Source organism: Mycolicibacterium iranicum, assembly GCF_014190915.1.
GTDB lineage: Bacteria > Actinomycetota > Actinomycetes > Mycobacteriales > Mycobacteriaceae > Mycobacterium > Mycobacterium iranicum_B.
Genome location: NZ_JACHVU010000003.1, coordinates 320,228 through 338,083, shown reverse-complemented (window position 1 = coordinate 338,083; position 17,856 = coordinate 320,228). Strand labels below are relative to the sequence as shown.

Below are 17,856 nucleotides of genomic sequence, written 5' to 3'. Positions count from 1 at the left end.
CCTTTTGGGGACGCTTCCGTCGACCCTCCCGTCGACGCTTTCGGGCGCCTGCTCGTCGGCCTCCTCAGCTAGGTCGCCCGCAGCCAGACGGCGGTGTCGGGCGGTAGCTCCGTGTCCACGCCCGGTGCGGAGGCCAGTGCCACGACGGCGCCCGGCGGCAGGGCGACGGCGGCCTGGCCGGTGTTGACCCAGCACTGTGCGGCCCCGCGCGTGAACGCAGCGACATCCGGTGTTACCTGCAGCCACGTGACCTCGCCGGCGCCCCGCCACAGACTCGGCCGCAGCTCCAGTGCGGCGCGGTAGAGGTTGAGGGTCGACGCCGCGTCCGCGTCCTGCGTCTCGACGCTGTGCTCGCCCCAATGATCGGGCTGCGGCAGCCACGTCGAGGCCCCCGAACCGGTCGAGAAGCCGTAGGTGGCCCCGGAGTCGTGCCAGGGCAACGGAATCCGGCATCCGTCGCGGCCCACATCGGTGAACCCCGACTGCGCCCACGTCGGATCCTGCCGCGTCTCGTCGGGCAGGTCCTCGATCTCCTCGAGTGCCAGCTCCTCCCCCTGGTAGACGTAGGCCGTCCCCGGAAGTGCGAGTTGGACCAGCGCGGCAGCGCGGGCCCGTCGACGACCCAGCCCGTGGTCGGGTTCCTCACCGGACCAGCGGCCACGTTCCCAGTCGGTGTCGACCAGATGCTCGGGCTGGGAACGGGAGAACCGTGTCACCGTGCGCGTCACATCGTGGTTGGAAAGGACCCAGGTCGGCGGCGCGCCGACCGAGGCCGCCGAGACGATCGCATCATCGATGACCTCGCGCAGCGTCTCGGCCCGCCACGGCGAACGCAGGAAATCGAACTGGAACGCTGTGTGCAGCTCGTCGGCGCGCAGGTAGCGCGCCAGCCGCTCGTTGCTCGGCACCCAGGCCTCGGCGATGAAGATGCGTTCAGGCGCATAGCGGTCGGCCACCGCACGCCAGCCGCGGTAGATCTCGTGCACACCGTCCTGATCCCACGCCGGATGCCGACTCTGCGACTGCAGCATGGCGTGCGCAGACCCGTCGTCGGCGGCCTCATCCGGCAGCCCCACCGCCTTCACCAGTCCATGCGCCACGTCGATGCGGAAACCGTCGACGCCGCGGTCGAACCAGAAAGCCAGGATGTCCTCAAACTCGGCACGCACCTGCGCGTGCTCCCAGTTCAGATCCGGCTGCCCAGGGGCGAACAGGTGCAGGTACCAGGCGCCTTCCAGCGGTCCGGCGTCGACGCGGGTCCAGGCCGGACCACCGAAAACGCTCTGCCAGTTGTTGGGCGGCAGCTCACCGCCATCACCGCGGCCCGGCCGAAAGAGGTAGCGCTCCCGGGCGCCGGGCTCGTCGCGCAGCGCCGACCGGAACCACGCGTGCTGGTCGGACGTGTGGTTGGGGACGATGTCGAGGATGACCCGGATCCCGAGGTCGTGCGCCTCGGCGATGAGCGCCTGCGCCTCGTCCAGAGTCCCGTAGGCCGGTTCGATGTCGCGGTAGTCGGCCACGTCGTAGCCGGCGTCCGCCATCGGCGACGGGTACCAGGGATTGATCCAGATCGCGTCCACCCCGAGCCGGGCCAGGTAGGGCAGCTTGCTCCGCAGGCCCGCGATGTCACCGATGCCGTCGCCGTTACCGTCGGCGAAGCTGCGGATGTAGACCTGGTACACGACCGCGGTCTGCCACCACGATTCCTCGGATGCCACGACGAACTCCTTCACAGAGGATTGGACGGACCCAGATGGGTGACGTAAACGTTTACGTCACTAGATTCCCGGCACAGTCCGGACAAGTCAATCCGGATTCCCGTTTCGTAAGTACTTACGTTCGAATATCGTCGGTGGTCGATGATCCCGAAGCAGACCGTGAACATGACCGACGTCGCCCGACGGTCGGGAGTCTCCATCGCGTCGGTGTCGCGGGCGCTGCGCGGCGAGGCGGGCGTCTCACCGGTGACCCGTGCGCGCATCCTCTCCGCCGCGCGCGATCTGTCCTACGTCGTCTCGCCCGAGGCTTCCCGGCTCTCCGGCGGCCCGACGGGCCGGGTCGGCGTCATCGTGCCCCGGGTGGACGCCTGGTTCTACTCCACGGTGCTGGCCGGCGTGGCCGACGAGTTCGACACGGTCGGCATGGATCTGATCTTGTGCACCCTTCCCGACGCCGCGGCACGCCATCGCTTCTTCGAAGCACTTCCGTTGCGCCGCAAGGTCGACGCCGTCGTGGTGGTCTCGGTGCCGCTCTCCGCGCGGGAGCGCACCCGCATCGACCAGCTCGGGGTGCCCACCGTGTTCGTCGGTGGACATCACCCCGGGCCCGACCGATTCTGGGTGGGCATCGACGACGAGCTCGCCGCTCGCCAGGCTGTCGGGCATCTGCTGCGGATCGGGCACCGCGACGTCGCGATGATCCAGGCCGCCGACGACACCGACATCCCCTGGGCCACCGACCAGGCACGCATCCGCGGCTTCCACCGGGAGCTGCACGAGGCGGGACACCGGGACCCGACCGTGGTGACCGTGACCTGGAGTGTGGACGGCGGGTCCCGCGGAATGGAGATCCTGTTGAGCCGGCCGCGGTTGCCCAGTGCCGTGTTCTGCCACTCCGACGAGATCGCGCTCGGGGCGCTGCGCACCCTGCGCCGCGCAGGACTTGCTGTCCCACAATCACTTTCGATCATCGGCGTGGACGACCACCCGTCCGCGGAGCTCACCGACCTCACCACGGTCTCGCAGCCGGTGCGCGAGCAGGGGCAGATCGCCGCACGGGCGGTTCTCGGCCAACTGGGCAGTGAGGCAACCGCGCTCTCCGCTGTCACGACGCTTCCCACCCGGCTGGTGATCCGCGGGTCGACCTCGCCGCCGCGCTGACACCGCTGCGCCCTCGGCGCTGTGAGGTGTGACACACTCACAGACGTACCGAATGTGCTGCACGTGGCCCTCATCGGAGACCACAACTTCCGTACACGAGGGCAAACTTCATAGACGAGGACGTGATGAAACGAGATCAGTTCGCCCGCGGGCGACGACGTCGCGCAATCGCGCTGGCCAGTGCACCTCTGGTCGCCGCGTCGTTGTTGTCCGGCTGCGGCAGTCAGGGCGGTCCCCCGACGCTGACGTGGTACATCCTTCCCGACAACGGGGGCTCCGTCGCCCGCGCCGAGCAGTGCGCCGAGGCGTCCAACGGTGCCTACCAGGTCAGGATCGAGTCGCTGCCGAGCACCGCGACGGCACAGCGTGAACAGATGGTTCGCCGCCTGGCCGCAGGCGATTCGTCCATCGACCTGGTCAGCATGGATGTGGTCTTCACCGCCGAGTTCGCCAACGCCGGTTTCCTGCGGCCCTACACCGCCGAGGAGACGCAGCGGCTGACGGCCGGAATGCTGCCGGCGCCCATCGAGACCGGCATGTGGGAGGACAAGCTCTACGGCGCCCCGTACAAGTCGAACGCCCAACTGCTGTGGTACCGCAAGTCGGCGGCCGCCGCGGCCGGGGTCGACCCCACCTCCCCGACCTTCACGTGGGACGAGATGCTCAAAGCCGCTGTGGGGCAGAAGAAGAAGATCGCCGTTCAGGCGCAGCGCTACGAGGGCTACACGGTGTTGATCAACGCGCTGGTGCTCTCCGGCGGTGGCGCGCTGCTGGAGAACGTGGAGGCCGGCCGCGACGCCACGCCGTCGCTGGCCACCCCGCCCGGCGAGAAGGCCGCCGAGATCGTCGGGAACCTCGGCCGCTCCCCCGCGGCTCCGACGGACATGTCGAACGCCTCGGAAGAACAGGCCCGCGCCAACTTCCAGTCCGGCGAAGGCATGTTCATGGTGAACTGGCCCTACGTGCTCGCGGCCGCCCGCAGCGCTGCCGAGGAGGGCACGCTGGCCCAGGAAGTGGTCGACGACATCGGCTGGGCCCGTTACCCCCGGGTGTCCGCGGACCGGCCGAGCGCACCGCCGCTGGGTGGGGCGAACCTGGGCGTCGGGGCGTACACCAAGCATCCCGAGCAGGCCGTCGCACTGGTCGAGTGCATCAACGCCGAACCGAAGGCCACCCAGTACATGCTCGACGAGAGTGAGCCCTCGCCCTACGCGGCGTCCTACGACGACCCCAAGATCCGCGAGACCTATGAAAACGCCGATCTCATCCGCGAGTCCATCGGCGACGGCGGCCCCCGCCCGCCGACACCGTTCTACACCGACATCTCGGGCGCGATCCAGCAGACGTGGCATCCGCCCGCCTCGGTGAACGCCGAAACCCCGGAGAGGACAGACGAATTCATGGCCGACGTGCTGGCGGGGAGGCGACTGCTGTGACCCGGGCGAGCGAAGCGACGGGGGTCGGCGGCGCCGTGGCAGAAGCCCCCATCCAGAAGGACCCCGGAAAGCCCTCGGTCAGCGAGCGCGCGAAAGGAGAGCGGCGCCTCGGGCTCTACCTGACGCTGCCCTCGTACGTCGTGATGCTGCTGGTCACCGCCTACCCCCTCGGGTACGCACTGGTGTTGTCGCTGTACAACTTCCGCCTCACCGATCCCGAGGGTCGCCGTTTCGTCGGACTCGGCAACTATCTGGTCATCCTCACCGACCCGGTGTGGTGGAACGACTTCGTGACCACGCTCGCGATCACCGTCGTCACGGTGGCCATCGAGCTGGTGCTGGGCTTCTGGTTCGCGTTCGTGATGCTGCGCATCGTGCGCGGCCGGGGTCCCCTACGGACCGCGATCCTGATCCCGTACGGCATCGTCACCGTGGTGTCGGCGTTCATCTGGCGCTACGCCTTCGCGATCGACTCGGGCTTCGTCAACCAGTGGCTCAACCTGTCGGAGTTCGACTGGTTCGGCAACCGGTGGTCGGCGATCTTCGTGATCTGCCTGTCCGAGATCTGGAAGACCACGCCGTTCATCTCGCTGCTTCTGCTCGCCGGTCTGGTGCAGGTGCCCGAGGACATGCAGGAGGCCGCCAAGGTCGACGGCGCGACGGCATGGCAGCGGCTGTGGAAGGTCACGCTGCCGAACATGAAGGCCGCCATCATGGTCGCCCTGCTGTTCCGCACCCTGGATGCCTGGCGCATCTTCGACAACCCGTACGTCATGACCGCCGGTGCCAACAACACCGAGACGATCTCGTTCCTGGCCTACCGGCAGAACGTCACCTTGGTGAATCTCGGTATGGGCTCGGCGGTCTCGGTGTTGCTGTTCCTGTCGGTGGTCGCCATCGCCTGGATATTCATCAAGGTCTTCAAGACGGACCTCTCGCAAGTCAGGGGTGATCAGTGACCAAGAACACCAAGTGGTGGACGATCGCCGGCATCGTCATCGTCGTCTACAGCTTCGTGCCGCTGCTGTGGATGATCAGCCTGGCCTTCAAACCGCCGTCGGACATCGTGTCGGGCAACCCGTCGTTCCTGCCCAGTTCGTTCACCCTCGACAACTTCGCGCAGATCTTCAGCCAGCCGCTGTTCACCCGGGCGCTGATCAACTCGATCGGGATCGCGGTCATCGCGACCGTCATCTCGGTGATCATCGCGATGTTCGCCGCCTACGCCATCGCCCGCCTGGAGTTCCCCGGCAAGAAATTGCTGCTGTCCCTCGCGCTGGGCATCGCGATGTTCCCTCAGGCCGCCTTGGTCGGGCCGCTGTTCGACATGTGGCGCGGGCTGGGGATCTACGACACGTGGCTGGGCTTGATCATCCCGTACCTGACCTTCGCACTGCCCCTGTCGATCTGGACGATGTCGGCCTTCTTCCGTCAGATCCCGTGGGAGATGGAGCATGCGGCGCAGGTGGACGGGGCCACCCCGTGGCAGGCGTTCCGGAAGGTGATCGTGCCGCTGGCGGCCCCGGGCGTGTTCACCACCGCGATCCTGACGTTCTTCTTCTGCTGGAACGACTTCCTGTTCGCCATCTCGCTGACGTCCACCGACAGCGCCCGCACGGTTCCGGCCGCGCTGGCGTTCTTCCAGGGCGCGTCCTATTTCGAGTCCCCCGTCCCGTACATCATGGCCGCGTCGGTGATCGTGACGATCCCCGTCGTCATCTTGGTCCTCATCTTCCAGCGGCGCATCGTCGCCGGTCTGACCTCCGGAGCAGTGAAGGGATAACCCCATGGCAGCAATCACGATGCGCAACATCGTCAAGAAGTACGGAGACGGCTACCCCGCCGTCAACGACGTCAGCCTCGACATCGCCGACGGCGAATTCATGATCTTGGTGGGACCGTCGGGCTGCGGGAAGTCGACCCTGCTGCGCATGATCGTCGGGCTCGAGGACATCACCTCCGGGGACATGCTGATCGGCGACAACCGGGTCAACGACAAGGCCCCGCGTGACCGCAACCTGGCGATGGTCTTCCAGAACTACGCCCTGTATCCGCACCTGACGGTGTTCGAGAACATCGCCTTCCCACTTCGGTTGTCCGGCAAGCTGTCCGACGACGAGATCCGCCAGCGCGTCAACGACGCCGCCAAGACCCTCGAACTCGGCGAGCACCTCGAGCGCAAGCCGGCGAACCTCTCCGGCGGGCAGCGCCAGCGGGTCGCCATGGGCCGCGCGATCGTCCGGGAGGCCGATGCGTTCCTGTTCGACGAACCGCTGAGCAACCTGGACGCCAAGCTGCGCGGGCAGATGCGCACCGAGATCCTGCGGCTGCAGCGCAAGCTCGGCGTGACGACGGTCTACGTCACCCACGACCAGACCGAGGCGATGACGCTGGGCGACCGTGTGGCGGTGCTCAAGAAGGGCATCCTGCAACAGGTCGCGAGCCCTCGCGAACTCTACGACCAGCCGGTCAACCTGTTCGTCGCCGGCTTCATCGGGTCACCGCCGATGAACTTCGTCCCGGCGCGGGTGCGGGGCAACGAGATCGAGTTGCCGTTCGCCACCGTGCCGCTGCGGGAGGAGTGGCGCGGCCGTCTGGGGAACGCCGACGACGGCGCGGTGTACATCGCCGGGATCCGGCCGGGCGCGTTCGAGGACGCCGAATTCGTCGACGAGGACAAGCGGTCCCGCGGGGTCACCTTCGACGTCACCATCGACATGACCGAGTGGCTGGGCAACGAGCAGTATGCGTTCGTCCCGTTCGAGGCGTCACCCGAGATCGCCTCACAGCTCGCGGAGTTGGCGAACGATCTCGACAGCGAGCAGTTGCGCACGCAGATCTGCGTGGAACTCGATCCGCTGAGCCGGATCCGCCCGGAGGACAAGGCCACGCTGTGGCTGGACGCCGAACGACTGCACCTGTTCGATCCGCAGTCGGGTGAGAACCTGACGCGTGCGGCCGACGACCGCTCGCGCGATGGGAATCCGCCTCAGTCCAGCGGCCGTCACGCGGCGGCCACCGGCTGAGCCGACGGTCGAACCCGGCGATGGCCGCTCCCGAACTGCGGCTGCGGGCACCCCGCCCAGGTCTGATCGCGCTGCCCTGGGACAGGCCGCTGGCCGAGTGGTCTGCCCCCGGCGTGCCGCTGCGCAACCTTCCCGTCGGGCCGAGCAGGCACCTGGTCAGGTTCGTCGAATGCGACGGCGAGCTGTGGGCGCTCAAGGAGCTGCCGCCCCGTATCGCGGCGCGCGAGTACGACGTCCTGAGCCGGCTGGAGGAGATGGGGCTCAACGCGGTGCGGCCCGCGGGGCTGGTCTTCCAGTCCGACTGGGACACCGCGATCCTGCTGACGCGCTACCTCGTGGGCTCCTGGCAGTACCGGCGGCTGTTCATGCGCCTGCCACCGGATGCGCCCAAACACCGCGCCCGCCTCTTCGATGCGATGGCCACCCTGCTGGTGGAGCTGCACCGCCACGGCGTGTTCTGGGGTGACTGCTCACTGGCCAACACGCTGTTCTCCCGGGACGGCCAGGTGCTGCAGGCTTTCCTCGTCGACGCCGAGACCAGCGAGGTGCACCCCGGTCTCTCGACCGGTCAGCGGACCCACGACATCGACATCACCGTCGAGAACGTCGCCGCGGGGCTGCTGGATCTCGCGGCCAAACTCGAAAGACCCGACCTGGAGCCGGGATTCATCCAGGAGGCGCTGAGCATCCGGGGCCGCTACGAACGGCTGTGGGATCTCCTGCACTCCGAACCGACCTTCGGATTCGCCGACCGCTACCGGGTGGAGGGGGCCATCCGCAAGCTCAACGAGCTCGGGTTCGCCGTCGACGAGGTCTCCCTGCAACCCGTCACCGCCGGCGCGGACGAGCTCAGATTGCATGTCGCCGTGGGTGATCGCCGCTATCACGCGACGCAGCTGCGCAAGCTCACCGGCCTGGACGTCGGCGAGGGTCAGGCCCGCATCCTGCTCGGTGACCTACAGGCCTACCAGGGCCAGCTGTGCCGGGAGGCGGGTCACGACGTCGACGACCGCACCGCCGCGCAGCTGTGGGTGATGGAGGTGGCGACTCCGACGATGCACCGGGCGCACGCTGCGGTCGGCGGGACCGGAACGCCGATCCAGGCCTACTGCGACCTGCTCGAGGTGCGGTGGCTGCTGTCCGAGGGGGCCGGCCACGACATCGGCACCGAACGGGCGCTGCAGGCACTGGCACGCAACGTGGTGCCTTCGGAATCCGCGGCGCAGCTGGTGGTCGTGGAGGATCCGACCGAGCCGTTCTCCGTCCTCGACGACGACGATTAAGCCTGTGAGGCTGGGCGTTTCGGCTCGTAGCGAAAGGCCACCACCCCTGAGCCCAGCTCGACCCGGTCGACCGGCGTCAAGTCGACGTACCGGGACAACCCGGCGAACAGCGTGGGCCCGTGGCCGACCAGCCTCGGGTGCACGACGAACTCGTATTCGTCGATCAATCCGAGTTCGGCCAGCGCGAGCGGCAGCTGCACGCCTCCCACATACAGTCCCCGGGCCGACTCGCTCTTCAGACGGCGCACGGCCTCGGCGAGATCTCCCCGCACGAGCTCGGCGTTCCAGTCGACCTGCCCGAGGGTGCGCGACACGACGTACTTCCGCGCTGCGTCGATCGTCTGGGCGAACGGGTCGGGCCCGGTGTCGGCGCCCGGCTGCGGGCGGAAGGCGGCCTCCATCATCTGGTAGGTCACCCGGCCGAACAGCAGCGCATCGGCCCGGGCGAGGTTCGCGGCATGGTGACGGTGCAGGTCCTCGCTGCCGGCCACCGCCCGGTGGTCGCAGCAGCCGTCGACGGTGATGTTGATGGAGTAGCGAAGCGGCGCCACCGCGTCAGCCCCGCACGCTGCGCAGCGCCTCGTCCCGGGTGTCGTACAGGGGCAGCTCGGCATCCAGGCCCAGGACCGTCATGGGCCGCCGGGTCGCGTTGCCGACGGCGACCACCGCGAAGCCGACGTTGTCGCCGGCGCGTTCTTTGGCCTTCATCAGGATGGTCATGCCCGCCGACCCCAGGAAGTTCACGTCGGTGAGGTCGAGGACGAGGCCGGACGGCGCGCCGGCGAAGGCCTCGTCGACGGCCGAGCTGAGCTGGGGGGCCGTCGCCGCATCGACGACGTCGGTCACCGCAAGCACCGCGACACCGTCGACGATCTCGGCGTGGACCCCTACCGCGCTGCGCCCGGTCGGGAATGCGGGGTTGTCGATCTCGTCGGTCATGCCACGTGCCCTCACTGCCGGTCGTTCGGTTCTCCCGATCATCTCAGCACACCCCGGTCGCGGACATCCGGGACAACACTGCAGCGGGGGTGCGATCATCGCTGCATGGCCGTCCATTCGAAGAACAACGTCCGGGTAGTCGGGCGACCGGACGGCCGGCCGCTCATGCTCGCGCACGGTTTCGGGTGCGACCAGAACCTGTGGCGGCTCGTGGCCCCGCGCCTGGCGGATTCGTTTCGGATCGTTCTGTTCGACCACGTCGGTGCCGGTTCGTCGGACCCGGCGGCCTGGGATGCCACCCGCTATGCAGACCTGCAGCAGTACGCCGAGGACATCCTGGACATCGCCGACGAACTGGACCTGCGCGACGCGGTGTTCGTCGGACATTCCGTGGCGTCGATGATGGGGGTCCTCGCGGTGGCGACCAGGCCTGAGCGTTTCGCAGGCCTGGTGCTTCTCACCCCGTCCCCGCGGTATCTCGACGACACGGACTACCGGGGCGGTTTCTCGCGCGGCGACATCGACGAACTCCTGGAGTCCTTGGAGAGCAACTACCTGGGGTGGTCGCGGGCGATGGCACCGGTGGTGATGGGCACCCCGGAGCGGCCCGAGCTGCAGGACGAGCTGGCCGACGCGTTCTGCCGCACCGACCCCGCGCGGGCACTGACCTTCGCGCGGACGACATTCCTGTCGGACAACCGTGCCGATCTCGCCCGGGTCACCGTGCCCACCGTGGTCATCGAGTGCGCGCACGACACCCTGGCCCCGCGCGAGGTGGGCAGGTACTGCCACGAGCACATCGCCGGTAGCGCTCTGGTGACCCTCGACGCGACCGGCCACTGTCCCCACATGAGCGCTCCGGAGGCCACCGCATCGGCGATCGCGGACTTCGCCGCCGGGCTGCCGTGACCGACCCGACGTCACTGCCCCCGAGACCCGCCACGCCGCTGCACGATTTCGTCGACCATGCGCCGTGCGGACTCCTGCTGACCGAGCCCGACGGCCGCATCCTGTTCGCCAACAACACATTCGGTCGCTGGCTCGGCTACGACCCGGCAGACCTCGTCGACCGTCGATTCTCCGACCTCCTCACCGTCGGCAGCAGGATCCATTACGAGACGCACTTCGCCCCGCTGCTGCAGATGACCGGATCGCTCAGCGGCATCGCCGCGGAATTCCTCACCACCGAGCGGGTGAAGCTCCCGGTGTTCATCACCGCCAATGTCGCCTGCGGCACCGACGGCCGACCGTCCGCGCTGCGGATCACGGTCCAGGACGCCAGCGAGAGACGTTCGTACGAGAAGGAATTACTGGAGGCCCGGCGCGCCGCCGACCGTGAGCGCGAGCGCGCGCAGGTGCTCGCCACCACGCTGCAGCGTTCGCTCGTCCCTCCCAGTCTGTTCCCTCCGGACGGACTGCTCGCGGCCGCGCACTACCACACCGCGTCGCGCGACGATGTCGGCGGCGACTTCTACGACCTCTTCCCGATGACCCCGCAGACGTGGGGCATTTTCCTGGGCGATGTGTCCGGGAAGGGCGCGGCCGCGGCCGCCGTCACCTCGCTGACCCGCTACACGCTCCGTGCCGCGGCGGTGAACGAGGACGACCCGGTGGCGGTGCTGCGCACCCTCGATTCCGTTCTGCGCCACGAGTTCCACAGCGACGACCCGCGGTTCTGCACCGTGATCTTCGGAGTGATCCGCGCCTCGGGTCGCGGGTTCGATCTCGAGCTGGCCGCGGGTGGACACCCGCCGGCGCTGCTGCTCCCGGCCCACGGCCAGGCACACTACGTTCCGACGACGGGCGGCCAGGCGGTCGGGTTGCTCAAGAATCCTCGGTTCGTCTCGGCGCGTGTGCATCTGGGCGCCGGTGACACCCTCGTGATGTACACCGACGGGCTCACGGAAGCCAGGACGGGCCGGGACCGCCGCTTCGACGACTACAACGAGCTTCTCGACTTCGCACAGAGCCACACGCCGACGACCGCGCCGGCGATCGTATCCGCGACGCGGGAGCTGCTGGAGAGCTTCGGCGAAGGACTGGAGGACGACACTGCGGTACTGGCCGTCAGCGTCGCCCCCGTCGGCCGACCCGATGGGCCCTGATCCCGCGACGGAAACCTTCCGCAGACGCGGATGTAACGGGCGATCATGTCCGCAGTTGTGGTTCAATGCGGGCATGATCGCCGTATCTGAGATTCACTGAGGGCACATGCCCGCCATTCGTATCCGGGATGCCGCCGCGCTGCTCGGCGTCAGCGACGACACCGTGCGCCGGTGGATCGACGGCGGCTCGTTACCCGCCGACAAGGACGATTCGGGACGCAAGGTGATCGACGGCAAAATCCTCGCCCAGTTCGCCCGGGAGCACGCCACCCCACCCCCCGACCCGCTCGGCACCGGGAGCTCGGCGCGCAACAGCTTCGCCGGGCTGGTCACCAAGGTCACCTCGGACACCGTCATGAGCGAGGTCCAGATGCAGTGCGGGCCGTTCACCGTCGTGTCGCTGATGAGTACGGAATCGGCCCGTCAGCTCGGCCTCGAGCCCGGTGTCATCGCGGTGGCGAAGGTCAAGGCCACGACCGTGGTGATCGAGACGCCGCCGGTGGCGCCGTGAGAACCGCCGCGGTTCTCGGGATCGCCGCGCTTCTCGCGGGATGCTCTGCGTGGCAAGATGATTCGGGATCTGCGGCCGAGGCGACGATCCTCGTCTTCGCCGCGGCATCCCTGAAGTCGGTATTCGCCGACATCGGAACCCGTTTCGAACAGGACAACCCCGGCACCACCGTGATCTTCAATTTCGCCGGGTCGTCCGACCTGGTCACGCAGCTGGAACAAGGGGCCCCCGCCGACGTGTTCGCGTCGGCGGACACCACCAACATGACCAAGGCCGTCGACGCCGGCGTCATCGCGGGTGAGCCCGTGAACTTCGCCGCCAACACGTTGACGATCGTTACACCGCCCGGAAACCCCGCCGGGATCACGTCGTTCGCCGATCTGGCCGAGCCCGGCACCCAGGTGGTGATCTGCGCGCCGCAGGTGCCATGCGGATCCGCCACCGAAAAGATCGAGAAGGCCACCGGGGTGACGTTGGCCCCGGTGAGCGAGGAGTCCGCGGTCACCGACGTCCTGGGCAAGGTGACCTCCGGTCAGGCCGACGCCGGTCTGGTCTATGTCACCGATGCCTCGGGAGCCGGCGACAAGGCCGCCGCGATCCCCTTCCCGGAGTCCGCCGCGGCGGTGAACGTCTATCCGATCGCCACGGTGGCAGGAACCGCCGGCCGCGCGGCGGCCGACAGGTTCGTGTCGCTGGTGACCGGTCCGTACGGCCGGGAAGCGCTGGCCTCAGCGGGCTTCGCCGCACCGTGACCGTACGGCGGCGCGCGGGCGGGCTCGTCGAGGTGGGGTTGCCCGCCTGGCTCTTCGTTCCCGCCGCGGCCGGCGCGCTCTTCGTGATCGCACCGCTGATGGCGATCCTCGCGCGGATCGACTGGGCGAACTTCCTCCCCCTGATCTCGTCCGAATCATCGCGCGCTGCCTTGTTTCTCAGCGTCAAGACCGCCACGGCGAGCACCGGGGTCTGCGTGCTGCTCGGCGTCCCGATGGCGCTGGTGCTGGCACGGGGGCAGTTTCCGGGACGGTCCGTGCTGCGTTCCCTCGTCCTGCTGCCCCTGGTGCTGCCGCCCGTCGTCGGCGGGATCGCGCTGCTCTACACCTTCGGCAGGCAGGGGCTGTTGGGCCATCAGCTGGAGGTGCTGGGCATCCGCATCGCCTTCTCCACCGCGGCGGTCGTCCTCGCGCAGTCGTTCGTGTCGCTGCCGTTCCTGGTCGTGAGCCTGGAAGGCGCGCTGCGCACCGCCGGAGCCGGATACGACCGTGTCGCGGCGACGCTGGGCGCCGGGCCCTCCACGGTGCTGCGCACCGTCACACTGCCGTTGGTACTGCCCGGCCTGATGTCCGGCGCGGTGTTGGCCTTCGCCCGCTCGCTCGGCGAATTCGGTGCGACGCTGACGTTCGCGGGCTCCCTGCAGGGGGTCACCCGCACCCTTCCGCTCGAGATCTACCTGCAGCGCGAGACGGACGCCGACGCCGCGGTCGCGTTGTCGCTGTTGCTCATCGTCGTCGCCGCCCTCATCGTCGTGGCGTCGGCGAGCCGGCGCCTGGCGGGCCCCTGGTGAGCGGCGTCCGGGTGCGGGCGCGGCTCCGGCCGCGGGCCGTCGATCTCGACGTGACGGTCGCCGACGGCGAAGTGCTGGCCGTCCTCGGCCCCAACGGCGTCGGCAAATCCACGATGCTGCAGTTGATCGCGGGGCTGCTGCGCCCGGACGACGGCCGCATCGACATCGGCGCGTCGGTCGTCACCGACACCGCGAAGGGTGTTTTCGTGCCCCCGCATCGGCGCAGCGTGGCGATGCTCGGGCAGCAGGCGATGCTGTTCCCGCACATGACCGTCGCGGCGAACATCGGCTACGCGCCCCGCTGCCGCGGACAGTCCCGCTCCGCGGCGCGCGACACCGCCGGCCGCTGGCTCGACGCGGTCGGCGCCGCCGACCTCGCCGACCGACGGCCCGCCGCGCTGTCGGGCGGACAGGCGCAGCGGGTCGCCATCGCCCGCGCGTTGGCGGCCGACCCGAGGGTGCTGCTTCTGGACGAACCCCTCGCGGCGCTCGACGTCACCGCCGCCCCGGCGCTGCGCCGCCTGTTACGCGATATCCTGCGGGACCGCACCGCCGTCATCGTGACCCACGATCTGCTGGACGCGCTGGCCATCGCCGACACGGTCTGTGTCCTCGAAGGCGGACGCGTGGTCGAGAGCGGCCCGGCGCGTACCGTGCTGACCGCGCCGCGCAGCACGTTCGCCGCGCGGATCGCGGGAGTGAACCTGGTCGCGGGCACCATCGTCGAGAGCGGAGTGCTGCAGACACCGTGGGGTCACCGGGTCTTCGGGACCGGCGACGCGACCCCCGGCACCGAGGCCGTCGCACTGTTCACCCCGTCCGCGGTGGCGGTGCATCTCGACCCTCCACATGCGAGCCCGCGCAATGCGATCGAGGTGACCATCGCGGGGCTCGACATCCACGGTGCGACAGTGCGCGTCCGGGCCACGGATCAGCCCGACGGCGCCACCGGGCTCGCGGCCGACGTCACCGCCGCCGCGGCGACGGACCTGAACCTCGAGCCGGGCCGGACGGTGCACTTCGTGGTCAAGGCACAGGAAGTGCAGCTTCACCCAGCACTGCCGCGATAAAACTCGCGAGGGTGGGTATCAGGCCGTCATGGACGAGTGCCCCGGCAGTGGCCGCCGATTGCCCCTTTCCGACCAGCCGTCCGCCGACGCCGCGACATGCCCGGTGTGCGGCCGAGAGACGCGCGTGGCTCCGGAGGAGACCGACGACGGACTGACCTTCACCATCGACTCCCACGCCGCCGTGGCGCAGTAGGGGTCGGCTCACCAGCGTCCGTGGTGGACGACCTCGTCGAAGGGGCGGCGATCCGGTGACTTGATCGGCTTCAGCGGACGGTCGGCGGGATAGCCGACACCCAGCAGGTACGCCACGAAGTGATCGTCGGGGACACCGAGGATCTGGCGGGCCCTGTCCTGCTCCCCCACCGATGAGTGGCCGGTCCCGATGCCGAGGTCGGCGGCCGCCACGGCCATCGCCAGCGTGGCCTGCCCGAGGTCGAACTGGTCGACGACCCGTCGTCTCTCATCGGGCGGCTCGGGCGCCACCACCGCGATCGCGGCCGGGGCGGACGCGATGTGGCGGGCGCCCTGCCACACCGTCGACAGGTCCCGGAGTTGCTGCGCGTCGGTGACGATCACGAAGTCCCACGGCTGCCGGTTCTTCGCCGAGGGCGAGCGCCAGCCCGCCTCGACGATGCGCAGCAGGTCGTCCTGCGCGATGGCGTCCGGCCGGTAGGTCCTGACGTTGCGCCGGGAGCGGAGGGCATCCCACGTCTCCATTGGTCGGTCCTTTCTCTAGAGATCGAGCAGCAGTCGCGGTGAGCGGGCCCGTGACACGCAGATCATCATGCAGTCGTTGGCATCTCGCTGCTCGGTGCTGAGCACCGAATCGCGATGGTCGGGCGGGACCGTCAAAGTCCCTCCGTCGGCACGCCGATGTCGAACACCGCCATCAGCTGGGCCAGGGTCCGGTAATAGCCGACGAGCGTGGTGAGTTCGATGATGCCCTCGGTGCCGAGGCGCTCGGTGTATCGCGCGAAGTCCGCATCGGTGACGGGTTCGTCTCCGATCAGCCTGACGCACAGATCGGCGGCGGCCTGTTCCGCCGGGTCGGCGGACTCGAACACCCCCGCCTTCAGCTGCTCCAGTTCGGCATCGGTGAAACCCATGGCACGCGCGACTCTTTCGTGGGCCCACCATTCGTACTGCGACCGCATCGCCGCACCCACCATCAGGATGCCGATTTCCCGCACGCGGGCACCGAGGCCTGTCCGGTAGCGGATCGTCGCACCCAGCTGCTGAAGGGTGTCCCCGACGCCGGGTGCGTGCACCATGACTCCGAAGGGGCCGGTCAGCGACCCGTCCGCGGCGACGACGGGGAAGTGCTGGGGACCTTTGAGCCGGTCCCCGCCGGTGATCCCGTCGTAGACGGCGCGCTGGGGCGGGCTCAGCTCGTCAGGTTTCAGCGGGCGCAGCCGCCGACTCACCGGGGGTCCGGCGGGTACGGGAAGGGCAGGTAGGGATACCGCGGCCGGCGTTCGACCCGGCGGCCGAAGACCAACCAGCTCAACCCGAATCCGAGCAGCCCGCCCATCAGGGCCTGCCCGTACCTGTCCTTGATCATCGGCAGGACGAACTCGAGTGGGTTCATGCTGACCTCACCCGAGGCCGCCGCCGGCGCCGTGGAGAACGTCGCCGCCGTAGGGGTCCCACCCGCGGAGGACGCGGGGGCAGGCGCCGCGCCGCCGGCGGGCTGCGTCAGCAGCCCCGAGATGTTCGCGACGAACTGACCGATCAACCGATTGCTCACATCGGCGATCGCACCGCGGCCGAATTGCGCCATGCGCCCGCTGATGTCGAGATCGGTGTCGATCAGCACCCGCGTCCGCGTGGGCGTGACCGGTTCCAGCCACGCGTGGATCTGCGCATTCGCGGCGGCCTGCCCCTTCGGGTCCTTACCCGAGGCGGAGATGACGGCGCTGTAGGTCGCATCGTCCTTCTGGGCGAACCGCGCGGTGCCGCGGAAGTGGGCGCCGATGGGGCCAACCTTGATCTTGACGTTGCCGAGGTAGTTCTCGCCCTCGACGCCGTCCAGCGCGGCCCCGGGCATGCAGGGCATGATGCGTTCCAGGTCCGTCAGCAGGTTCCACGTCTGGACCAGATCCGCGTCGATCTCGAACTGGTTCTTCAGCTGCATCGCCATGGGCGGGCATCCTTCCTCTCGTACGGTCCGCCGTCGCCGGAGCCGATCAGCCCGCGAACCCTTCGATGACCTCGTCGGCGCCGCAGTCGAAGAACGCCATGATGCGGCAGGGACAGGCCTCGCCGCCCTCGATCTTCCACGGGAACGCGCCGATGATCGCCCGCTGGTTCAACACGGACTTCAGGTCGCCCCCGACGTTCTCGGCGTGGATGCAGCCGTCCTGGAACGCCAGGTGGTGCATCGGGAAGATGTCGGAGGTGATCTCGCGGCCCGACATGTGGTGCGTGTAGGTGTACTCGCCGAGGAACTCCTGGTAGGTCATTCCGACGTGCTCTTCGAACTTCTTGAGCAGATCCGGGCGCATGTTGCGGATGGTGGTGTTCATCGGGTGGTCGCCGGACCCGGCATCGATTCCCCACCAGGCGATCTCCATTTCGGCCATCCACCGCGCCAGCCGCACACTGCCACCCGGGTGCATGGTGAAGTAGCGGACCAGGTCCTGCCGGGGCATGCCTTGGTAGTAGTCGATGAAGCCGGTGTGGATGATCAGGATGTCGCCCTTGCGCACCTCGACCTTGGAGGTGATGTGTTCGGGCTCGATGAGCTCCCAGTCACTGACCTCATCCGAGACGTCCACGATCGCACCGGGATGGATCAGCTTGGTCAACGGCAACGAGGCCATGTCCAGACCACCGTCGGTGCCGTGCATCGGCCCGTCGAGGTGCGTGCCCGAATGCAGGGAGCTCTCGATACGTTGGGACACAATCTGATTCGTCTGAAGGTTCTGGGTGTAGTACATCTTGCCACCCGGGTATCCAACCCAGCCCGGGGTGTGGATGCCCCACGGATGGGTGAGATCGACTATGCGCATGTGCTCTTCTCCGCTCCAGACAAACTCAACAGCAT

The 17,856-nt window shown here is 68.6% G+C and carries 20 protein-coding genes and 1 pseudogene; 13 read left to right on the top strand and 8 right to left on the bottom strand.

The features are described from left to right. Positions 1–68: 68 nt before the first annotated feature. A complete protein-coding gene (locus FHR72_RS08950) occupies positions 69–1,718 on the bottom strand; it encodes a glycoside hydrolase family 13 protein (RefSeq protein ID WP_183467578.1) in 1,650 nt (549 codons plus the stop codon). Between the two features lie 141 nt (positions 1,719–1,859). Between FHR72_RS08950 and FHR72_RS08945 the strand changes: the two genes are divergently transcribed. The 6 genes from FHR72_RS08945 to FHR72_RS08920 all read left to right on the top strand — a co-directional run bounded on the left by FHR72_RS08945 (position 1,860) and on the right by FHR72_RS08920 (position 8,624). After that, positions 1,860–2,879, top strand: coding sequence for a LacI family DNA-binding transcriptional regulator (locus FHR72_RS08945; RefSeq protein WP_183467577.1), 1,020 nt, complete (start codon positions 1,860–1,862; stop codon positions 2,877–2,879). Between the two features lie 125 nt (positions 2,880–3,004). Further along, on the top strand, positions 3,005–4,315 hold the full coding sequence (locus FHR72_RS08940; RefSeq protein WP_183467576.1) for an extracellular solute-binding protein: 1,311 nt from the start codon (positions 3,005–3,007) through the stop codon (positions 4,313–4,315). Beyond that, positions 4,312–5,274 carry a carbohydrate ABC transporter permease gene (locus FHR72_RS08935; RefSeq protein WP_311736097.1) on the top strand — a complete coding sequence of 321 codons (963 nt, stop codon included), beginning with the start codon at positions 4,312–4,314 and terminating at the stop codon, positions 5,272–5,274. The genes FHR72_RS08940 and FHR72_RS08935 overlap by 4 nt, the downstream gene beginning before the upstream one ends. Further along, a complete protein-coding gene (locus FHR72_RS08930; protein ID WP_183467575.1) occupies positions 5,271–6,098 on the top strand; it encodes a carbohydrate ABC transporter permease in 828 nt (275 codons plus the stop codon). The genes FHR72_RS08935 and FHR72_RS08930 overlap by 4 nt, the downstream gene beginning before the upstream one ends. A 4-nt stretch (positions 6,099–6,102) precedes the next feature. Further along, entirely contained in the window at positions 6,103–7,341 is a 1,239-nt protein-coding gene (locus FHR72_RS08925) for an ABC transporter ATP-binding protein (RefSeq protein ID WP_183467574.1), read from the top strand. Between the two features lie 20 nt (positions 7,342–7,361). Then, positions 7,362–8,624 carry a DUF4032 domain-containing protein gene (locus FHR72_RS08920; RefSeq protein ID WP_183467573.1) on the top strand — a complete coding sequence of 421 codons (1,263 nt, stop codon included), beginning with the start codon at positions 7,362–7,364 and terminating at the stop codon, positions 8,622–8,624. On the opposite strand, the gene FHR72_RS08915 is transcribed toward FHR72_RS08920, so the two are convergent. Both FHR72_RS08915 and FHR72_RS08910 read right to left on the bottom strand, forming a co-directional pair. Further along, on the bottom strand, positions 8,621–9,175 hold the full coding sequence (locus tag FHR72_RS08915; protein WP_183467572.1) for a dihydrofolate reductase family protein: 555 nt from the start codon (positions 9,173–9,175) through the stop codon (positions 8,621–8,623). The two genes, FHR72_RS08920 and FHR72_RS08915, sit on opposite strands and share 4 nt — an antisense overlap. 4 nt (positions 9,176–9,179) lie before the next feature. Further along, positions 9,180–9,563: an STAS domain-containing protein gene (locus FHR72_RS08910; RefSeq protein WP_183467571.1), complete on the bottom strand. Its 384-nt coding sequence runs from the start codon at positions 9,561–9,563 to the stop codon at positions 9,180–9,182. A gap of 105 nt (positions 9,564–9,668) precedes the next feature. Here FHR72_RS08910 and FHR72_RS08905 point away from each other — a divergent pair, with 105 nt between their 5' ends. The 7 genes from FHR72_RS08905 (at position 9,669) to FHR72_RS08875 (ending at position 15,003) form a co-directional block, all read left to right on the top strand. After that, positions 9,669–10,472 carry an alpha/beta fold hydrolase gene (locus tag FHR72_RS08905; RefSeq protein ID WP_183467570.1) on the top strand — a complete coding sequence of 268 codons (804 nt, stop codon included), beginning with the start codon at positions 9,669–9,671 and terminating at the stop codon, positions 10,470–10,472. After that, positions 10,469–11,668, top strand: a complete 1,200-nt coding sequence (locus FHR72_RS08900; protein WP_311736096.1) for a SpoIIE family protein phosphatase — start codon at positions 10,469–10,471, stop codon at positions 11,666–11,668. Before FHR72_RS08905 ends, FHR72_RS08900 begins: the two co-directional genes overlap by 4 nt. A 106-nt stretch (positions 11,669–11,774) precedes the next feature. Continuing rightward, positions 11,775–12,179 (top strand): TOBE domain-containing protein, encoded by a 405-nt coding sequence (locus tag FHR72_RS08895; RefSeq protein WP_183467569.1) that lies wholly within the window; start codon positions 11,775–11,777, stop codon positions 12,177–12,179. Continuing rightward, positions 12,176–12,931 carry a molybdate ABC transporter substrate-binding protein gene (modA, locus tag FHR72_RS08890; RefSeq protein ID WP_183467568.1) on the top strand — a complete coding sequence of 252 codons (756 nt, stop codon included), beginning with the start codon at positions 12,176–12,178 and terminating at the stop codon, positions 12,929–12,931. Before FHR72_RS08895 ends, modA begins: the two co-directional genes overlap by 4 nt. Continuing rightward, positions 12,928–13,740 (top strand): ABC transporter permease, encoded by an 813-nt coding sequence (locus FHR72_RS08885; protein WP_183467567.1) that lies wholly within the window; start codon positions 12,928–12,930, stop codon positions 13,738–13,740. The genes modA and FHR72_RS08885 overlap by 4 nt, the downstream gene beginning before the upstream one ends. Next, on the top strand, positions 13,737–14,810 hold the full coding sequence (locus tag FHR72_RS08880; protein ID WP_183467566.1) for a sulfate/molybdate ABC transporter ATP-binding protein: 1,074 nt from the start codon (positions 13,737–13,739) through the stop codon (positions 14,808–14,810). The genes FHR72_RS08885 and FHR72_RS08880 overlap by 4 nt, the downstream gene beginning before the upstream one ends. 28 nt (positions 14,811–14,838) lie before the next feature. Then, entirely contained in the window at positions 14,839–15,003 is a 165-nt protein-coding gene (locus tag FHR72_RS08875; protein ID WP_183467565.1) for a hypothetical protein, read from the top strand. A gap of 8 nt (positions 15,004–15,011) precedes the next feature. Here FHR72_RS08875 and FHR72_RS08870 read toward each other — a convergent pair whose 3' ends face one another. From FHR72_RS08870 to FHR72_RS08850, 5 genes and pseudogenes are all read right to left on the bottom strand, one after another. Then, positions 15,012–15,527 carry a nitroreductase family protein gene (locus tag FHR72_RS08870; RefSeq protein WP_183467564.1) on the bottom strand — a complete coding sequence of 172 codons (516 nt, stop codon included), beginning with the start codon at positions 15,525–15,527 and terminating at the stop codon, positions 15,012–15,014. A 15-nt stretch (positions 15,528–15,542) separates the two neighbouring features. Then, a pseudogene (locus FHR72_RS08865) lies at positions 15,543–15,650 on the bottom strand (oxidoreductase); the annotation flags it as partial. A gap of 8 nt (positions 15,651–15,658) precedes the next feature. Beyond that, complete coding sequence (locus tag FHR72_RS08860) at positions 15,659–16,234, bottom strand: carboxymuconolactone decarboxylase family protein (RefSeq protein WP_183467563.1); 576 nt, start codon at positions 16,232–16,234, stop codon at positions 15,659–15,661. Further along, entirely contained in the window at positions 16,231–16,950 is a 720-nt protein-coding gene (locus FHR72_RS08855; protein ID WP_183467562.1) for an SRPBCC family protein, read from the bottom strand. The genes FHR72_RS08860 and FHR72_RS08855 overlap by 4 nt, the downstream gene beginning before the upstream one ends. A 46-nt stretch (positions 16,951–16,996) precedes the next feature. Next, positions 16,997–17,821: a cyclase family protein gene (locus FHR72_RS08850; RefSeq protein WP_221193227.1), complete on the bottom strand. Its 825-nt coding sequence runs from the start codon at positions 17,819–17,821 to the stop codon at positions 16,997–16,999. Positions 17,822–17,856: the final 35 nt, after the last annotated feature.